The following is a 16,711-nucleotide window of genomic DNA, read 5'->3' as shown; positions in this document are numbered from 1 at the left end:
TTCCGCAGGTCAGCCCACCAGGAGATCCCGCTTCAGGTCGCGGATGTCCTTGGCGTCCAGGCCGAGCGCCTTCTTCTCGTACGCGCCGAACGAGCCGAACTTCTCCGAGACCTCCTGGAAGCCGGAGTTGAGGTACTCGGCGCGCACGTCCAGCAGCGGCTTGTACACCGCGGCCTGCGCGGCGGGCATCGAGGCGAGCGCGGCCGCGTTGGCCTCGGCACGGTAGTCGTTGGAGGCGAGGTAGTCCTCCATGACCGTGGAGCGCGGCACGCCGAGCGCCGTGAGCAGAGCGGCGTTCGCCCAGCCCGTACGGTCCTTGCCCGCCGTGCAGTGGAAGACGACGGCGCGCGAGGAGTCGTCGGTGGCCCCGGCGAAGACCGTGCGGTAGGCGGCCTTGGCGGAGTCGCCGCTGACCATGAACTTCTCGCCCTCGACCATCATCGCGACGCCCTCCTCGGGGGTCGTCGGCATCGCGGTGAAGGTGGGCGAACCCGCCAGGACGTCGGCGACGACGTGCGTGGCACCGGCCGGGACGCGGTCGGGCGCGGCCGTGCGCTCGGACTCCATGCGCAGGTCGAAGACCGTGCGGACGGACAGCCGCTTCAGCTTCGCCAGGTCGGCGGCGGTGAGCTTGTCGAGCGCGTCGGAGCGGTAGATCTCGCCCATCTTCACCCAGTGGCCGTCGGCGGTGCGATAGCCGCCCGCGTCACGGAAGTTGACGGTCCCCTCCAGCTTGATCAGCCGGTCGGCGAGGTGCAGGGAGCCGCCCCGCTCGGGCACCAGGTCGAACCACTGGCGGTCGGCGGCGGCCAGCCCCCGCACCGTGACCTTGCCCGTCGCCCCACCGGAGGCCACGGTGCGGCCACCGGCCTTGACGGCGACGCGGTGCGTGCCGGGAGCCTTCCACTCCACCGTGTACGAGCCGTCGTCCTGCGCGGTGACCTTCGCCTGGGTGAACGGAATGCGCGCGTGGGAGTCGCGGGCCGTGGATGCGGGGGCGCCGTGTGCCGATACGGCGGGTGCGGCGATTCCGACGAGGAGCGCGGCGGCCAGGGCGCAGGAGGAGGCCTTAACACGAGTTATGTGCGTCATGCATGGATCTTCTGGGGGCTGGACGATTCCCGTCGTAATGGCTGGTGAACACAGCGGGAACCCGGGCCGAACACCCTGCCCCGCAGCTCGTGGACGGCCGGGTCAGCGGTCGTACGGGCGGGGCGCGACCAGGCCGCTCTGGTACGCGATGACGACGAGCTGGCGCGGTCGCGGCAGTGGAGTTTCGTCATGGCGCGCTGGACGTGGCTGCGGACGGTCAGGGGGCTGACCACGAGCTCTTCGGCGATCTCGGTGTTGGACCTGCCGTGCGCGGCCAGGGCCATGACCTCCCGTTCGCGGTCGGTGAGGGCGGTGAGGCCCTCGGGCGGGGTGAGCGGCTTCTCGTCGGGCGTGGACAGGAAGCGGGTGATCAGGGCCCGGGTGGCCGTGGGGGAGAGCAGGGATTCACCCGCGGCCACGGTGCGGATGCCGGTCAGGAGGACGTCCGGCCCGACGTCCTTGCCGAGGAAGCCGCTGGCTCCGGCGCGCAGGGCCTCGGCGACGTTCTGGTCGTTCTCGAAGGTGGTGAGGATCAGGACGCGGGTGGCCGCCAGTTCGGGCCGGGAGCAGATGTCCGTGGTGGCGGCCAGGCCGTCGGTGCCGGGCATGCGGATGTCCATGAGGACCACGTCGGGCCGGTGTTCGCGGGAGAGGTCGATGGCCTCCTGCCCGTCGGCGGCCTCGGCGACGACGGTCATGCCGGGGTCCGACTCGATGAGGATGCGGAAGGTGGCCCGGAGAAGGGCCTGGTCGTCGGCGAGCAGGACACGGATGGTCATGGGGCGGCGCTTTCGTCGTGGCTGTCCAGGGGCAGGGTGCAGCTGACCTCGAATCCGCCGTCCGCGCGGGCCCCGGCGTGGAAGGTCCCCCCGGCGGCGAGCGCGCGCTCGCTCATGCCGAGGAGCCCGAAGCCCCGGCCGGGTGCCGGTCTGTCCGCGGGGACGGTGGAAGCCGTGTCGTTGGTGACCGTGACGGCCAGGGAGCGCGGGGTGTAGGACAGCACGACCGACGCGGTGCGGGTGACCGCGTGCTTGGTGACGTTGGTCAGGGCTTCCTGGACGATCCGGTACGCCGTCAGGCCCAGCCCCGGCGTGAGCGGGCGCGGCTCCCCCTCCACGGTGACGGTGACGTCCAGTCCGGCCGCGGCGCAGGCGGCGACCAGGTCGGGCAGCTGCTCCAGACCGGGTGCGGGGGCCAGGCCGTCGTCGGCGTCGGAGTCCTGGCGCAACAGGCCGACGGTGGCCTTGAGCTCGCGCAGGGCGCCGGCGGTGGTCTCCGACAGCTTGCCGAGGATCTCGTACGCCTGGTCGGGGGCGGTCCGTGCGAGGTGGGCGGCGGTTCCCGCCTGGGCGTTGGCCAGGGCGAGGTGGTGGGCGACGACGTCGTGGAGCTCACGGGCGATCCGCATGCGTTCCTGGACGACACGGTGCCTGGCCTCCTCCTCGCGTTCACGGGCGGCGTGCTCGATGCGTGAGGCGGCGTACTCGCGGCGGATGCGTACGTAACTTCCGAGGGCCGCCGACAGCAGGACCCAGGCCGCCGGGTTGACGACGCCGATCACCCAGCCGCTGTGGAGTTCGGTGTGCCAGGCGCCGGGAACCACCGTCACCGCCGCGGCCACGACCGCGCAGCTCCAGGCCGTCACACGGTTGGTCCGCAGGCTGGTGGTGTACTGCGCGGCCAGCAACGGGCTGAACAGCAGGGGCGTCATGAGGTACCCCACCGCGCCCTCGGCGACGGCGCACAGCGTGGTCACCGCCAAGACGGGCAGGGGGTGGCTGTGACGCCGGGTCAGTGCCGCGCAGGCGAGCGCCGACAGCAGGACGGCGGGCCACAGGAGGCGAGGACCTGGCATGGTCCAGTGGCTGAGGAGACCGCCGCACACGGCGACGGCGAACAGCAGCGTGAGCGTGATGACCTCGGTGGTGCGGGGGCGGCTCATGGCCCGGCGCTGCCAGGTGGTGCTCATCACGGCTCTCCGAGGTCAGGACGTATGCGGTCATCGTGACAGAACCGGGCCGCGGAGCCGTCGCACGCGGCTCCGCGACCCGTGGCGGGTGTGCTCGCTCAGGTGCGGGCCGGTTCCTGCGGGCGTGCGCCGGCGCCCGCGGCATCGTGGCCCGCGACCGGTCCCCGGGTGAGTCCCGTGCCCTCGATGTCGACGCGGGGAAGCAGCCTGTCCAGCCACCGGGGCAGCCACCACGCCTTGTGCCCGAGCAGGGCGAGGACCGCCGGCACGAAGGCCATGCGCACGACGAAGGCGTCGAAGAGCACGGCCACGGCGAGACCGAAGCCGATGGTCTTGATCATGGACTCGTCGGCCCCGACGAAGCCGGAGAAGACCGCGATCATGATCACCGCCGCGGCGGCGACCACCCTGGCGCTGTGCCGGAAGCCGGTGACGACCGCCTGCGCGGGCCGGTCCCCGTGGACGTACGCCTCCCGCATCCGGGCGACGAGGAACACCTCGTAGTCCATGGCCAGACCGAAGACGATGCCCACCAGGAAGATCGGCATCAGGCTCATGATCGGCCCGGCCTGCTCCACCCCCAGCAGCTCGGCGCCCCAGCCCCACTGGAAGACGGCCACGACGGCACCGAGCGACGCCAGCACCGACAACAGGAATCCCGCCGCGGCCTTGACCGGCACCAGCACGGAGCGGAAGACCACCATCAGGAGCACGAGGGACAGCAGCACGATCACGACCAGATAGGGCACGAGGGCGTCCTGGAGCGCCTGCGCGATGTCGATGTTCATCGCGGTGGAGCCGGTGACCTCGAAGGTCGCCCCGGTCGTGTCCTCCAGTCCGGGCCGCTCGGCCCGGATGGTCTGCACGAGGTCCTTGGTGGGTTCGGCACTCGGCCCGGTCGACGGGACGGCGGAGAAGAGCGCGGTGTCACCCTGCGCGTTGAACTGCGGCGGGGACACGGACACGACCCCGCCCGTCCCCTCGATCCGCTCGGCGATCGTCGCCGCGGCAGCCTTCGGGTCGGCCGCGCCCCTGACGTCGGTGACGATCGTCAGCGGGCCGTTGAAGCCCGCGCCGAAGCCGTCGGCGAGGGCGTCGTAGGCGCGCCGCTCCGTCGAGGAGACCGGCTTGGCCTCGGCGCCCGGCATGCCCAGCTGCAGGTCGACGGCAGGCAGGGCGAGCACACCCAGTCCGGCGACGCACGTCAGCAGCACGGCGACGGGGTGGCGCAGGACGAAACGGGCCCAGCGGGAGCCGCCGTTGTCCTTCCGCCCGACGTGCTGCGCGGCCGGTGCGCCGCGCCGCCGCGCCGCGCGGGACAGGACGGCGTCCGGCCACATCCCGAGCAGGGCCGGGACGAGCGTCAGCGCGACCAGGACACCGACGACGACGGCCCCGGCGGCGCAGAGGCCCATCTTCGTCAGCATCGGCACGCCGATCACGGACAGTCCGGCCAGCGCGATGACGACGGTGAGCCCGGCGAAGACCACGGCGGAACCGGCTGTGCCGACGGCGAGCCCGGCGGCCTCCCGGGGCTCGTGGCCGTGTCCGCGCTCCTCCCTGTATCGGGACACCACGAGGAGGGCGTAGTCGATGCCGACGGCGAGGCCGAGCATCGAGGCGAGCGTGCCGGTGGTCATGGAGAGCCCGAGGGCGCTGCCGAGGGCGAGGATCGCGCACATGCTGACCCCGACCCCGATGACGGCGGTGAGCAGGGGGAGCCCGGCCGCCGCGAGGGAGCCGAACGTGATCAGCAGGACGACGGCGGCGAGTCCGATGCCGATGACCTCGCCCGCCCCGCCGGCGGCCGGCTGCGTGGCGAGCGCGGTACCGCCCACCTCCACGGTCAGGCCCATCTCGCGGGCCTGATCGACGATGTCCTCCATGGCCGCCTTGTCGGCGTCCGAGAGGTCGCCGGCGGAGACCTTGTAGCTGACGGTGGCGTACGCCGTCGAGGCGTCCTCACTCACCGCACCGGCCCGGAACGGGCTCACGGCACCGGCGACCTGGGGCGCCCCGGCGGCCTCCTCGACCAGGGTGTCGATCGCGGCGCGGTTCCCGGCCGCCGTCACCTTCTCCCCGTCGGGGGCGATGAACACGATCCGTGCCTCGGCTCCGTCGGCGTCCGCGCCCGGAAAGCGGTCACCGATGAGGTCGAAGGCCTTCTGCGCCTCGATACCGGGCATGAAGGACGTGCCGTCGTCACCGGCGGTGGGCGCCTTGGCGGCCCCGGCTCCGGCGGCACCGAGGACCACCGCCCACAGGAGGACCACGAGCCAGCGCCGCCGGAAGGCAGCGCGGCCCATGCGATACAAGAAGGTAGCCACGAGTCTGAGATCTCCGCATCGGGTCTGGGGTACGTCCCAAGACTCGCCGGAGGGGCCCTCGGTGGCGTCGTGCGCCTACCGGCACTTCGGCCTCGTGCTCCCGCACGACACGGGTCGCGCACTCGTCCCCAGGGAGGAGCGGAACCCGGGTCCCCTGCTCCGCTTGACCTTGTCACCGTGACAACGTCTTCACTGGGGCCGAGGAGGTGGTCCCGATGACCACGGCACGGCAGGACACGGACGCGGGGAAGGCCCTGCGGGCTCTGGAGGACGGCGACGCGTCCGTACGGCTGCGAGCGGCGATGGCGGTCGGAACGGCGCCGGACGCGCGGTACGTCGGCACGCTCATCGAGCGGTGCGCCGTCGAGCCGGACTTCCAGGTGCGCGAACTGCTCACCTGGGCGCTCACCCGCCACGAGCCGTCGGTGACGGTCCCCGGGCTCGTCTCCGAGCTCGGCTCGGAGACCGCGCAGGCGCGGAGCCAGGCCCTGCACACCCTGTCGAAGATCGGGGACCGGCGGGCGTGGCCGTCGATCACCCGGGCCCTGCTGACCGACGCCGACGACGAGGTGGCGCGGAGCGCCTGGCGCGCGGCCGTCGTGCTCGTGCCCGAGGGGGGCGAGCACGGCCTGGCCACCGTGCTGGCGACACAGCTCGGGCGCGGCGGGCGCCGGACGCAGCTCAGCCTGAGCCGGGCGCTGGTCGCCCTCGGTGAGGTGATCGTGGAGACGCTCCGGGCCGCGAGGACGGCTCCCGGCCCCCGGGTGCGGCAGCATGCGATCGCGACGGAGAGGCTGTTGCGCGACCCGGATGCCGGATTCGAGTTCGCGATCGAGGAGGCGAAGCGCATCGTGGCCCTGGGCGGGAACGACCAGGAGGGATGACGGGTGTGTTGATCGGCGAGGTGGCACGGCGGTCCGGGGTCAGCGCCCGCATGCTCAGGCACTACGAGTCGCTCGGCCTGGTGCGCCCCGAGGGACGCACCGGCGGCGGCTACCGTTCGTACTCCGGCGAGGACATCCGGCGCGTCTTCCACATCGAGAGCCTGCGGTCGCTGGGGCTGTCGTTGCGCGAGGTGGGACAGGCGCTGGACGATCCCGGCTTCGCACCCTCGAAGCTCGTCGACGACCTGATCCGGCGGACCCGGGAACGCATCGCGGCCGAGGAGGCCCTGCTCACCCGGCTCGGCCGGATCGGCGCCGCCGGACCCGCCGGCTGGGAGGACGTGCTCCAGACCGTCGCGCTCCTGCAAGGGCTGGGGTCGAAGAGCGCGGGGAAGCGCCAGCGCGCGGCCCTGGAGGCGGCCGAGGAGGCTCCGGTGCCGGTGGAAGCCCTGGCCGAGGCGGCCCTGGGCGAGAGCGACCCGAACGTCGCAGGAGCCCTCCGGTGGGCCCTGGCGCAGTCGGGCGACGAGGGACCGGCGCTGCTGGCGGAGGGCCTCGGCTCACCGTCCGCCGCCGTGCGCGAACGCGCCGCCCGGTCCCTCGCCGCGATCCCGGGTGGGGCAGCGGCCGGGCTGCTGCGGGGCGCCCTCGGCCACTCCGACGTCGTGGTCCGCCGGTGCGCGGCTCTGGCGCTCGGGGCGCGGGGGGACGCCGACGCGGTCCCCACGCTCGTCGGCATGGTCGTGGACGGGGTGAACGACGTGGACGCGGCCGATGTGCTGGGCACCTTGGCGAACCGCCCGCCGCCCGCGACTCCGGACGACGGCACCCCCGCCGCACCGTCGGACGGGACCGCGCCGGCGCTGTCCGACGAGATCGCCGCCGCGCTGGTCCGGCGTCTCACGCACGGCGCCGCCCCTCCGTCCGTACGCCGCAGGGTCGCCCAGGCGCTCGCGGACATCCCGGGCCCGACGGCGTCCCGCGCGCTGGAGGAGCTGTCGCACGACGGGGACCGTGCCGTGGCCCTCACCGCGGCCTACGTCCTGACCCTGCGCGACACCCCCTGAACCGCGCCCGTACCCGACCGCATCGGGCACAGGATGTCGGGTCGGGCAAGGTGGGTCCTCCCTAGCGTGAGCTGGTGTGAAGGAAGGAGTCCGGGATGCTGGACCGGCTGAACCAGGCCATGGAGCACATCGAGTCCCACCTCGACCAGCCGGTCGACGTGGCGGGCCTTGCCCGCATCGCGATGACGTCGGAGTACCACTTCCGGCGGATGTTCTCCGCGCTGGCCGGTCTCCCGCTGTCGGAGTACATCCGGCGCAGGAGGCTGACCGTGGCGGGCGCCGAGGTGCTCGCCGGTGGGCGGACGCTGCTGGACATCGCGACGCGCTACGGCTACGGCTCGGGCGAGGCCTTCGCCCGGGCGTTCCGCACCATGCACGGTGTGGGACCGGGCGAGGCCCGGCGGACCGGTGCGGCACTCAACTCCCAGCCCCGGATGTCCTTCCGCCTCGTCATCGAAGGGAGCAGCAGCATGCGATACAGGATCGTGGACAAGGACGCGTTCCGGGTCATCGGGAAGAAGGTGCGCGTACCGCTCGTCCACGAAGGGGCGAATCCGGCGATCGCCGAGTTCATCCGGTCCATCGCCCCCGAGACGCTGGAACGCGTCGCCGCGCTGGCCGACCAGGAGCCCGCCGGGATCGTCGGGGTCAGCGACCAGCTCGACCCGAGCCGCGCGGAGGGGACCGAACTCGACTACTACCACGGGGTGGTGTCGGACGCCGAGGTGCCCGACGACCTGGACTCCCTCGACGTCCCGGCGGGCCTGTGGGCCGTCTTCGAGGACTCCGGGCCGTTCCCCCAGTCGCTCCAGTACATGTGGAGGGACGTGTTCACGCAGTGGTTCCCGTCGAATCCGTACGGGAGCAGGCCAGGGCCCGAGATCCTGAGCGTGCGGCTCTCCGAGGGCGGGGCGCGGGGGGACGCGCAGCTGTGGATTCCGGTGGAGCGGTCCGCCGGCTGAGCGGGTCCGTCAGCGGGCGCCGCCCAGCTTCTCGTGAATCCAGGTGAGGCCGAACTCCAGGACCTCACCGGCTTCGAAGAGGTGGCTGTCGGCCGCTCCCACGCTGCCCCGGCGTCCGATTCCGGCGGCCAGCATGTCCCGGACGATCGTCTCGAACGGGTCCTGGCCCCCGGGCGTCACAGCGGAGTAGTCGAAGGCCCCGCCCGAGGAGTCGATGTCGCGGAAGCGGCGCCAGACGCGGCGGCCGTCGGCCAGGACCGGCTGCTCGTACTCCACGAACCGCTTGCCCGGCGCGTCGGCGAGCGCCTCGGCGTGGTGCAGGAGGGTGAGGGTCTCCAGCGGGGCCCCCAGCATCAGCACCCTGCCGCCCAGCTCGACCAGCCGGGCCAGCGGGCTGCCGGGCCCGTGCGGGTCGTCCCACGGGTGGCCGGCCGTCAGCGCGGTGGCCGCCGGCCCGAGCGCGGCCAGGCTCACATCGGGGTGCCTGCTGCGGACGGCCCCCGGGCAACGGCGCAGCGCCTCGGGGAGGCGGCCGTTGTCGTGGTCCGCCTCGCTCGACTCCGGTTCGTACGGCGGGTGTTCGGCGCGCACGGCGTCCTGCCAGGGCCCCGGCCACTCACTGAAGCCGTACGGCAGGGCGTCGTTCCAGCCGCAGGTCACCATCAGGGTCCCCCGCTCCCCCACGACGTCCCGCAGGGCGCCGATGAGGGTCGGGGGGCCGCCCGCCACATAACCGATGGCGGACATCCGCGTGTGGAACATGACGACATCGCCCGCGCCGAGACCGAGCGCCGTCAGATCATCGACGAGCCGGCTCCTGGTGACGGGGCCGTCGGCGCGGGCGAGCAGGGCGGACAGATCCATGGCGCGACGCTATCGCTCCCCCCGCCTTCACCAACCGATTTCGGCCGCAACCGGCCGGTGGTCGCTGCCGGTCGACGGCAGCACCCAGGAACTCTCCGCCTTCACTCCCCTGACGAGGATCTGGTCGATCCGCACCACGGGAAACCGCGCGGGCCAGGTGAATCCGAAGCCGTCCCCCGCCTCTTCCTGGGCGGAGCGCATCTGCGAGGTGATGCCGTCCAGCGCGCGGTCGTCCGTGGTGCCGTTCATGTCGCCGAGCAGCACCACCCGCTCGCTCTTCTCGGCGGCGAGCACCTCGGCGAGCGCCTGCGCGTTCCTGTCCCGGGAGGCCGTCCAGAAGCCCGCCCGGGGATTCACGCGTACGGACCCCAGGTGCGCCACGTACACCGCCAGCGGCCCGTGTTCCGTGGCCACCGTGGTGCGCAGGCCCCGGTTGTAGGCCAGTTTGACGTCGGCCGGCTTGCTGTCGCCCAGCGGTCCGGCGTCCATCGCGGTGTCGACCGCACGGGTGTCCGACAGCGGCAGCCTGCTCCACAGCCCGACCGTGCCCAGCACCGTGTGGTGCGGATACGCCTTTGCCAGCTCCCTCTCGTACGTGCCGACGTCCCTCCGGTCCAGCTCCATCAGGCCCAGCACGTCCGCGCCCGAGGAGACCAGGTCGCGGGCGGTGCCCGCAGGGTCGGTGTTGTCCGCGCCGACGTTGTGGCCGGCCACGACGAGGTCGCCGCCCGGGTGGGACCTGTCGCCGAGCAGACCGCCGAAGAGGGACGTCCACACGACGACCGGCAGCAGCAGCGCGGCCACCGCGGAGGCGGAGCGGCGCCACAGCGCCAGGGCCAGCAGCACCGGCACGAACAGGCCGAGCCACGGCAGAGCGGTCTCCACCAGGCTGCCGAGGTTCCAGATCCGGTTCGGGATCCACGCGTGGAGCAGCATGGCCAGGCCCAGCAGCAGCGCGAGCGCCACGAGCACCGGGCCGCGCTTCCAGGGGTCCGGCCGCGCTGCGGCACGTATCAGCCGACGGACCGTCCTGCTGATCATCCGGCGGAGACCCGGGCGTTCACCGGCCGGGACCTGCTGCCGCGTGCCGTTGCGTTCCTGCGTCGCTTCGCTCACTGTTCGGGTGCCCCTGACGATGGAGTGCTGGAGGAGTCGTGGTGCGGAAGCCGGACGGCGACACGGAGCCCGCCCTCGGGGCGCGGGGTGAGGGTGAGGGACCCGCCGTGCGCCTCGGCGGTCCTCCTGACGATCGCGAGGCCCAGGCCGACACCCGCGCGGTGCGCGTCGGGCACGCGCCCGGCGCCCCGCTGGAACGGTTCGGTGAGGGTCGCGACCAGCTGCGGCGAGAGCTTCTCGCCGCTGTTCTCGACGGTGAGCGTCGCGCTCCCGGGTGCGACGCCGGTCCTGACCCGCACGAAGCCCCCGGCGGGCAGGTTGTGCACGACGGCGTTGTGGACCAGGTTCGTCGTCAGCTGGAGCAGGAGCGCCTGCGACCCGGAGGCGGGGGCGGCGTCACCGGCCGTGTCGACGGTGACACCGCGCTCCTCGGCGAGCGGGAGCAGCGTCTCGGTGGCCTCTTCCGCGAGCAGGGACAGATCGACGGCCTCCCTGGTGAAGGCCCCCTGGTCGGCGCGGCTGAGCACGAGCAGTGCCTCGGTGAGGTCGATCGCCCGGGCGTTGACGGTGCGGAGGCGGTCGAAGAGCTTCGCGGGGTCCTGTGCCGGATCGTTGCGGGCCACGTCGAGGAGCGCCTGTGAGACGGCCAGCGGGGTGCGCAGTTCGTGCGAGGCGTTGGCCGCGAATCTCCGCTGCTCGGCGACGTGCGCTTCGAGCCGGGCGAGCATGTCGTCGAAGGCGTCGGCGAGTTCGCGGAACTCGTCCTGGCGGCCCTCCAGCCGGATGCGGTGGGAGAGCGACCCGTCGCCGGCCGCGCGCGTGGCGTCCGTGATGCGGGTCAGCGGGGCGAGCATGCGCCCGGCGAGCACCCATCCGCCCAGGAGGCCGAAGACCAGCAGGAAGACCATGCCCGCGCCCGCGATCGGCCCGAAGATGCGCAGGAAGTCGGAGCGGTTCAGCGGCCCGTCGGGGCTGCTCCCCACCTCGGGCATGAAGCGCAGCAGCGACACCCACACCGCCGCGAGCAGCAGGGCACCGGCCAGCATCAGGAATCCGGCGTAGCTGACGGTCAGTCGCAGGCGGACGCTCGGCCCGCGTTCCCTGTCCACGGCCACCGCCTTCACCCCTCCCCCTCGCACCCGGTGTCGATGCGGTACCCGGCGCCCGGCACGGTGGCGATGATCCAGGGTTCGCCGAGCCGCTTGCGCAGCGCCGAGACCGTGATGCGCACGGCGTTGGTGAACGGGTCGGTGTGCTCGTCCCAGGCCCGCTCCAGGAGCTCCTCGGCGCTGACGACACCGCCCTCGGCGGCGGTGAGGACGTCGAGCACCGCGAACTGCTTCCTGGTCAGCGCGACGGGGCGGCCGTCGCGGTGGACCTCCCGGCGGAACGGGTCCAGCCGCAGGCCCGCGATCTCCCGCACGGGTGGCCTGCTGTGCCCACGCCTGCGGTCGAGCGCTCTGAGCCTGAGCACGAGTTCCTGGAGTGCGAAGGGCTTCGTGAGGTAGTCGTCGGCGCCGAGTTCGAACCCGGTGGCCTTGTCGTCGAGACGGTCGGCGGCGGTGAGCATGAGGATCGGCATGCCGCTGCCCGACGCGACGATGCGCGCGGCGATCTCGTCGCCGGTGGGCCCGGGGACGTCCCGGTCGAGGACGGCGATGTCGTACGTGTTGACGCCCAGCAGCTCCAGGGCGGTGTCGCCGTCACCCGCGATGTCCGCCGCGATCGCGGCGAGGCGCAGGCCGTCGCGAATGGCCTCCGCCATGTAGAGCTCGTCCTCGACGATCAGTACACGCATGCACCGAGGTTACGATCCGGCACATATCGTCGGCGTATCGAGAACCGCCCGAGCGCGCGGGACGCTCCGGCGGAACGTTCCGACTGCCGGGGCCGGCGCTCTCGGCCACCTCCGGTCGCGTGCTTCGCCTGCTCCGGCCGCGCGTTTCGGCCACCTCCGCCGCGCGCTCCGGCCGCGTGCCTCGCATGCCTCGACCGCGCGTTTCGGCCATCTCCGCCCCGGGCTTCGGCCGTGCCCGCCGCGCTCTTCGGCAGTGTCCCGCCGCTCGCTCCGACCACACCCGCGCGGCGACGGAAAACGTTCCCTGAAGGCCGTTCCGTATCGGCTCCGTGCCGATCTCGACCGCTTGGCGCGACTCGGGAACCGCACCGCGCGATTCGGCCGTCCTCAGGCCCGAACTGCCGCGCGGTCACAGTGGGTGCCGCGCGGAACACGCCACGCGTCCAAGGAGCAGCATGACCGTCCACGGCAGCACCAGAACCCGGAACAGCCTCGTCCCCCCGTCACCGCGCGGCGGCCGTACGGCCCTCCGGAACTGTGCGAAGGGGGCCCTGGTCGTCGCCCTCGTGCTCGGGGCGACCACGGCGTGCGGCCCGTTTTCGGACAGCGGCAGCGGGTCCTCGAAGAAGAACAACGGGTCGGCGGGCGGCGGCAGCCACGCGGCCAAGGACTGGAAGGTCGGCGACTGCGCCGGACCGGACACGAGTCAGTCCAAGGACGGCTTCCAGCCCCTCGACTGCGACGACCCCAAGGCGACGATCAAGGCGCTCGAGGTCAAGGACGGCGAGATATTCGCCGGTGCCGTCGAGTGTCCCGCCGGCACCGACGAGATCATCTCGGTGAAGGTGTCCTTCGGCGGGGACGCGAGCGCCGGCCTGCCCAGCAAGACCATCTGCGGCCGCAACCTCTCGGACGACCACCCCGGAGACGCGGGCGCTGGCGGCGGGCAGCTCGTCGTGGGTGACTGCGTGGACGACCAGGCGAAGGAAGTGGCCTGCGCGAGCGGCGGGAACAAGGTGCTCGCCCTGACCAAGACCGCCGAGGAGTGCCCGGCCGAGGCCGACAACCCCATCGAGCTCTTCCCGAGCCCCGGCCGCCCGTACGACGCCATCTGCACCAGCAAGGCCTGACGGCCGGCGGCCGGGCCCGCGCCCGCGCGGCGCGGAGCCCGGCGAACGGCAGGGGACGGCGCACGGTCCGAACGCCGGACTGTGCGCGATGTCTTGACGTGCCCCTGCCTAGCTGGCTTTATGGGAGCGCTCCCACGTCTTATCGATGTGCGATCCGTCCGATGTGTTCGATGTTCGGTTCATCCGGCGCTCACCCCTTTCTGGAGTCGCAGTGAGAACAGCAACGAGTACGGCACGAAAGAGCCCCTTGAGGGTGGTGATGAGGAGCCTCGCCGCTCTTCTCGGCATCACCCTCCTCGGCGCTCTCGGCCCGGCCGCCGCCCAGGCCGCCGAGACCGAGCAGGTGAAGGCCGCCGCCACCGGCCTGCACATCAGCAACGGCCGCCTGCTGGAGGGCAACGGCAACGACTTCGTCATGCGCGGCGTCAACCACGCGCACACCTGGTACCCGGGCGAGACGCAGTCACTGGCCGACATCAAGGCCTTCGGCGCCAACACCGTCCGCGTCGTCCTCTCCGACGGCCACCGCTGGACGAGGAACGGCCCGGACGAGGTCGCGGGCATCGTCGACGACTGCAAGACCAATCGGCTGATCTGCGTCCTGGAGGTGCACGACACCACCGGTTACGGCGAGGACGCCGCGGCGGGCACGCTGGACCACGCCGCCGACTACTGGATCAGCCTCAAGGACGTACTCGCGGGCGAAGAGGACTACGTCATCGTCAACATCGGCAACGAGCCGTGGGGCAACACCGACCCCGCCGGCTGGACCGCGCCGACGACCGCCGCCGTCCAGAAGCTCCGCGCCGCCGGGTTCCAGCACACGATCATGGTGGACGCGCCCAACTGGGGCCAGGACTGGCAGGGCGTCATGCGCGCAAACGCCCAGGCCGTGTACGACGCCGACACCACGGGCAACCTGATCTTCTCGATCCACATGTACAGCGTCTACAACACGGCACAGGCGGTCACCGACTACCTCAACGCCTTCGTCAATGCCGGACTGCCCATCCTGATCGGTGAGTTCGGCGGACCCGCCGACCAGTGGGGCGACCCGGACGAGGACACCATGATGGCCACGGCCGAGCAGCTCGACCTCGGCTATCTGGCGTGGTCCTGGAGCGGCAACACCGACCCGATCCTCGACCTGGCGATCGACTTCGACCCGAGCCGGCTGAGCTCCTGGGGCGAGCGGATCTTCCACGGCGCCAACGGCATCGCGCAGACGTCCAAGGAGGCCACCGTCTTCGGCGGCGCCCAGCCGGGCGACACGCAGGCCCCGACCGCCCCGGGCACCCCGACCGCCTCCGCGGTGACGGCGACCTCGGCCACCCTGGCATGGCCTGCGGCAACCGACAACGTTGCCATCGCGGGCTACGACGTCGTGCGCGTCAGCGGCGGCACCGAGACCGCCGCCGCCTCGTCGACCACCAACAGCGTCACGGTGACCGGCCTCACCGCGCAGACGGCGTACAGCTTCGCCGTCTACGCCAGGGATGCGGCGGGCAACCGCTCGACCCGCTCGGCCACCGTCAACGTCACCACCGACGCGACCGGCCCCACGCCGGGCGTCGGCTGCTCCGTCGGCTACAAGGTGGTCGGCCAGTGGCCCAACGGTTTCCAGGGTGAGATCACCATCCGCAACACCGGTACGACCGCCATCAACGGCTGGAACCTCGGCTTCTCCTTCGCCAACGGGCAGACCGTCTCCAACATGTGGGGCGGGACGCCCACGCAGACCGGCTCCGCGGTGAGCGTGGCCCCCGCCGGATACACCGCGGTGATCCCGGCGAACGGCACCGTCACGCTCGGCTTCACCGGCACCACGGGCACCACCAACACCGCCCCGACCGCCTTCAAGCTCAGCGGCAACGCCTGCACGACGGCCTGATCCGGGACCGGCTCTCCGGCCGGCAGGGGCACCCTCCCCTGCCGGCCTCGCGCGTTCCCCGGGCGGGGGGCCACCGGGCTGAGGGCCCGAAAGTTTTCGAAGCTTTCGGAGCATTGACCGAAATTAATTCGAGCGGCTAGCGTGCCGCTCGAATCCTCGGACGCAAGTGAAGACGCCGTCCACATCCTTGGATTCACCCTGCTTCCCCCACCCAGCCAGAGGGAGCACCACCGTGATCCGAAGACCGTCGATCCTCAGCCTGTTCGCCGCCGCGGTGCTGACCGCCGCCGTCGTCTCCCCCGCACTCGGCGCCGGGGACGGCAAAGGCCCTGGCAGCTCGGCCGCGCCCGACGAGCGCAACGCCCGCTGGGTGAGCACCTGGACGTCGATGCCGCAGCTGACGGAACCGGGCAACATGCCCCCGGCACCGTTCACCCAGGAGGGCTCGGTGCTCCGGGACGCGACCCTGCGTCAGACGGTGTATGTCTCGGCGGGCGGTGAGCACATCCGGCTGCGCTTCTCGAATGCTTTCGGTGGCGCGGCACTGCCGATCACCAAGGTGTCCGTGGCCCTGCCGCTCGAAGGCAGGGCGGGCACCAGCGCGGTCGAGGCGGGGTCCACACGGTCCGTGACCTTCCAGGGCCGGTCGTCGGTGTCGGTGCCGGTCGGCGCCCAGGCGGTCTCCGACCCACTGGACTTCGCGCTCGCGCCGGGGTCCAACCTCACGGCGACGGTGTATCTGGCGACCGGTCAGGCCTCCACGTCCATCACCTCGCACCCCGGCTCGCGTACGACGTCCTATCTGCGCGCCGGGAACCATGTCACCGAGGCCGACCTGCCGGGGGCGACGCCCACCGACCACTGGTACTTCCTCAGCGGCGTCGAGGTCTGGTCCAGGAGCACCACATCGGCGGCCGTCGTGCTCGGCGACTCGCTGACCGACGGTCGGGGCTCCACGACGAACGGGAACGACCGCTGGCCCGACCTGCTGCTGAAGCGGCTGGCGTCCGGCGCGGCCACGTCGAAGACGGCCCTGGTCAACCAGGCTGCGGGCGGCAACCGGCTGCTCAACGACGGCCTCGGCCCCAACGGCCTGGCCCGCCTCGACCGTGACGTCCTGTCCCAGAGCGGGGTGGACTGGCTGCTCGTCTTCGAGGGCATCAACGACATCGGCACGGCCGAGGCTAGTCCGGCCGCCCAGAAGCAGGTCGCGGCCGATGTGATCGCGGCGTACGAGCAGATCATCACCCGGGCCCACACCCACGGCATCCGGGTGTACGGGGCGACGCTGACGCCGCTGGGCGGCAACACCGGCTACGACGATCCAAACGGCTACCGCGAGGAGGCCCGGCAGACGGTCAACACCTGGATCCGTACGAGCGGACGCTTCGACAGCGTGATCGACTTCGACCGGACCGTGCGCGACCCGGAGGCGCCCCGGCAGCTGCTGGCCGCCCTGGACACCGGCGACCACCTCCACCTCAACCCGGCGGGCTACCAGGCACTGGCCGACGCCGTGCCGACCCGGCTGTTCCGGCAGGCCCCGCTCCCCCGGGGCTTCGGCTACAACTGACGGCCCGGAACCGTCGCGACCGGCCCGTGGACAGGTGG

The 16,711-nt window shown here is 72.4% G+C and carries 13 protein-coding genes and 1 pseudogene; 6 read left to right on the top strand and 8 right to left on the bottom strand.

All coding sequences use genetic code 11. The annotated features are described in order from the left end of the window. Nucleotides 1-9: 9 nt before the first annotated feature. The 4 genes and pseudogenes from AMK10_RS08100 to AMK10_RS08085 form a co-directional block, all read right to left on the bottom strand. Entirely contained in the window at nucleotides 10-1,092 is a 1,083-nt protein-coding gene (locus AMK10_RS08100) for a tyrosine-protein phosphatase (RefSeq protein WP_073746437.1), read from the bottom strand. A gap of 102 nt (nucleotides 1,093-1,194) precedes the next feature. Continuing rightward, nucleotides 1,195-1,871: pseudogene (locus AMK10_RS08095) on the bottom strand (response regulator transcription factor). Beyond that, nucleotides 1,868-3,061 carry a sensor histidine kinase gene (locus AMK10_RS08090; RefSeq protein ID WP_073746434.1) on the bottom strand — a complete coding sequence of 398 codons (1,194 nt, stop codon included), beginning with the start codon at nucleotides 3,059-3,061 and terminating at the stop codon, nucleotides 1,868-1,870. Before AMK10_RS08090 ends, AMK10_RS08095 begins: the two are co-directional and overlap by 4 nt. 98 nt (nucleotides 3,062-3,159) lie before the next feature. Then, nucleotides 3,160-5,388 carry an MMPL family transporter gene (locus AMK10_RS08085; protein ID WP_073746432.1) on the bottom strand — a complete coding sequence of 743 codons (2,229 nt, stop codon included), beginning with the start codon at nucleotides 5,386-5,388 and terminating at the stop codon, nucleotides 3,160-3,162. 215 nt (nucleotides 5,389-5,603) lie between these two features. Here AMK10_RS08085 and AMK10_RS08080 point away from each other — a divergent pair, with 215 nt between their 5' ends. From AMK10_RS08080 to AMK10_RS08070, 3 genes are all read left to right on the top strand, one after another. Next, entirely contained in the window at nucleotides 5,604-6,272 is a 669-nt protein-coding gene (locus tag AMK10_RS08080) for a HEAT repeat domain-containing protein (RefSeq protein ID WP_073746430.1), read from the top strand. A 5-nt stretch (nucleotides 6,273-6,277) separates the two neighbouring features. Further along, a complete protein-coding gene (locus AMK10_RS08075; RefSeq protein WP_073747987.1) occupies nucleotides 6,278-7,339 on the top strand; it encodes a HEAT repeat domain-containing protein in 1,062 nt (353 codons plus the stop codon). A 95-nt stretch (nucleotides 7,340-7,434) separates the two neighbouring features. Further along, the gene (locus AMK10_RS08070; protein WP_073746428.1) at nucleotides 7,435-8,301 is read left to right on the top strand and encodes an AraC family transcriptional regulator; all 867 of its coding nucleotides are present in this window, start codon (nucleotides 7,435-7,437) and stop codon (nucleotides 8,299-8,301) included. A gap of 9 nt (nucleotides 8,302-8,310) precedes the next feature. On the opposite strand, the gene aac(3) is transcribed toward AMK10_RS08070, so the two are convergent. From aac(3) to AMK10_RS08050, 4 genes are all read right to left on the bottom strand, one after another. Beyond that, entirely contained in the window at nucleotides 8,311-9,165 is an 855-nt protein-coding gene (aac(3), locus tag AMK10_RS08065; RefSeq protein ID WP_073746426.1) for an aminoglycoside 3-N-acetyltransferase, read from the bottom strand. A 27-nt stretch (nucleotides 9,166-9,192) separates the two neighbouring features. Further along, a complete protein-coding gene (locus tag AMK10_RS08060; RefSeq protein WP_073747986.1) occupies nucleotides 9,193-10,206 on the bottom strand; it encodes an endonuclease/exonuclease/phosphatase family protein in 1,014 nt (337 codons plus the stop codon). A gap of 71 nt (nucleotides 10,207-10,277) precedes the next feature. Beyond that, the gene (locus AMK10_RS08055) at nucleotides 10,278-11,390 is read right to left on the bottom strand and encodes a sensor histidine kinase (protein ID WP_073747985.1); all 1,113 of its coding nucleotides are present in this window, start codon (nucleotides 11,388-11,390) and stop codon (nucleotides 10,278-10,280) included. Nucleotides 11,391-11,401: 11 nt separating this feature from the next. Continuing rightward, on the bottom strand, nucleotides 11,402-12,079 hold the full coding sequence (locus AMK10_RS08050; RefSeq protein WP_073746424.1) for a response regulator transcription factor: 678 nt from the start codon (nucleotides 12,077-12,079) through the stop codon (nucleotides 11,402-11,404). 455 nt (nucleotides 12,080-12,534) lie between these two features. Here AMK10_RS08050 and AMK10_RS08045 point away from each other — a divergent pair, with 455 nt between their 5' ends. The 3 genes from AMK10_RS08045 to AMK10_RS08035 all read left to right on the top strand — a co-directional run bounded on the left by AMK10_RS08045 (nucleotide 12,535) and on the right by AMK10_RS08035 (nucleotide 16,673). Next, complete coding sequence (locus AMK10_RS08045; RefSeq protein WP_073746422.1) at nucleotides 12,535-13,209, top strand: hypothetical protein; 675 nt, start codon at nucleotides 12,535-12,537, stop codon at nucleotides 13,207-13,209. 211 nt (nucleotides 13,210-13,420) lie between these two features. Beyond that, on the top strand, nucleotides 13,421-15,100 hold the full coding sequence (locus tag AMK10_RS08040; protein WP_073746420.1) for a cellulase family glycosylhydrolase: 1,680 nt from the start codon (nucleotides 13,421-13,423) through the stop codon (nucleotides 15,098-15,100). A gap of 232 nt (nucleotides 15,101-15,332) precedes the next feature. Then, the gene (locus AMK10_RS08035; protein ID WP_073746418.1) at nucleotides 15,333-16,673 is read left to right on the top strand and encodes an SGNH/GDSL hydrolase family protein; all 1,341 of its coding nucleotides are present in this window, start codon (nucleotides 15,333-15,335) and stop codon (nucleotides 16,671-16,673) included. The last annotated feature ends 38 nt before the right edge of the window (nucleotides 16,674-16,711 follow it).

This window comes from Streptomyces sp. CB02058, assembly GCF_001905505.1.
Classification (GTDB): Bacteria; Actinomycetota; Actinomycetes; order Streptomycetales; family Streptomycetaceae; genus Streptomyces.
Note: the sequence above shows the minus strand (reverse complement) of the source record. Positions and strands in the feature narration are given on the sequence as shown.

Bases quoted from the DNA above. Each gene is read 5' to 3' on its own strand.
- AMK10_RS08100 (WP_073746437.1), bottom strand. From the start codon at position 1,092: ATGACGCACATAACTCGTGTTAAGGCCTCCTCCTGCGCCCTGGCCGCC.
- AMK10_RS08090 (WP_073746434.1), bottom strand. From the start codon at position 3,061: ATGAGCACCACCTGGCAGCGCCGGGCCATGAGCCGCCCCCGCACCACC.
- AMK10_RS08080 (WP_073746430.1), top strand. From the start codon at position 5,604: ATGACCACGGCACGGCAGGACACGGACGCGGGGAAGGCCCTGCGGGCT.
- AMK10_RS08070 (WP_073746428.1), top strand. From the start codon at position 7,435: ATGCTGGACCGGCTGAACCAGGCCATGGAGCACATCGAGTCCCACCTC.
- AMK10_RS08060 (WP_073747986.1), bottom strand. From the start codon at position 10,206: ATGATCAGCAGGACGGTCCGTCGGCTGATACGTGCCGCAGCGCGGCCG.
- AMK10_RS08050 (WP_073746424.1), bottom strand. From the start codon at position 12,079: ATGCGTGTACTGATCGTCGAGGACGAGCTCTACATGGCGGAGGCCATT.
- AMK10_RS08045 (WP_073746422.1), top strand. From the start codon at position 12,535: ATGACCGTCCACGGCAGCACCAGAACCCGGAACAGCCTCGTCCCCCCG.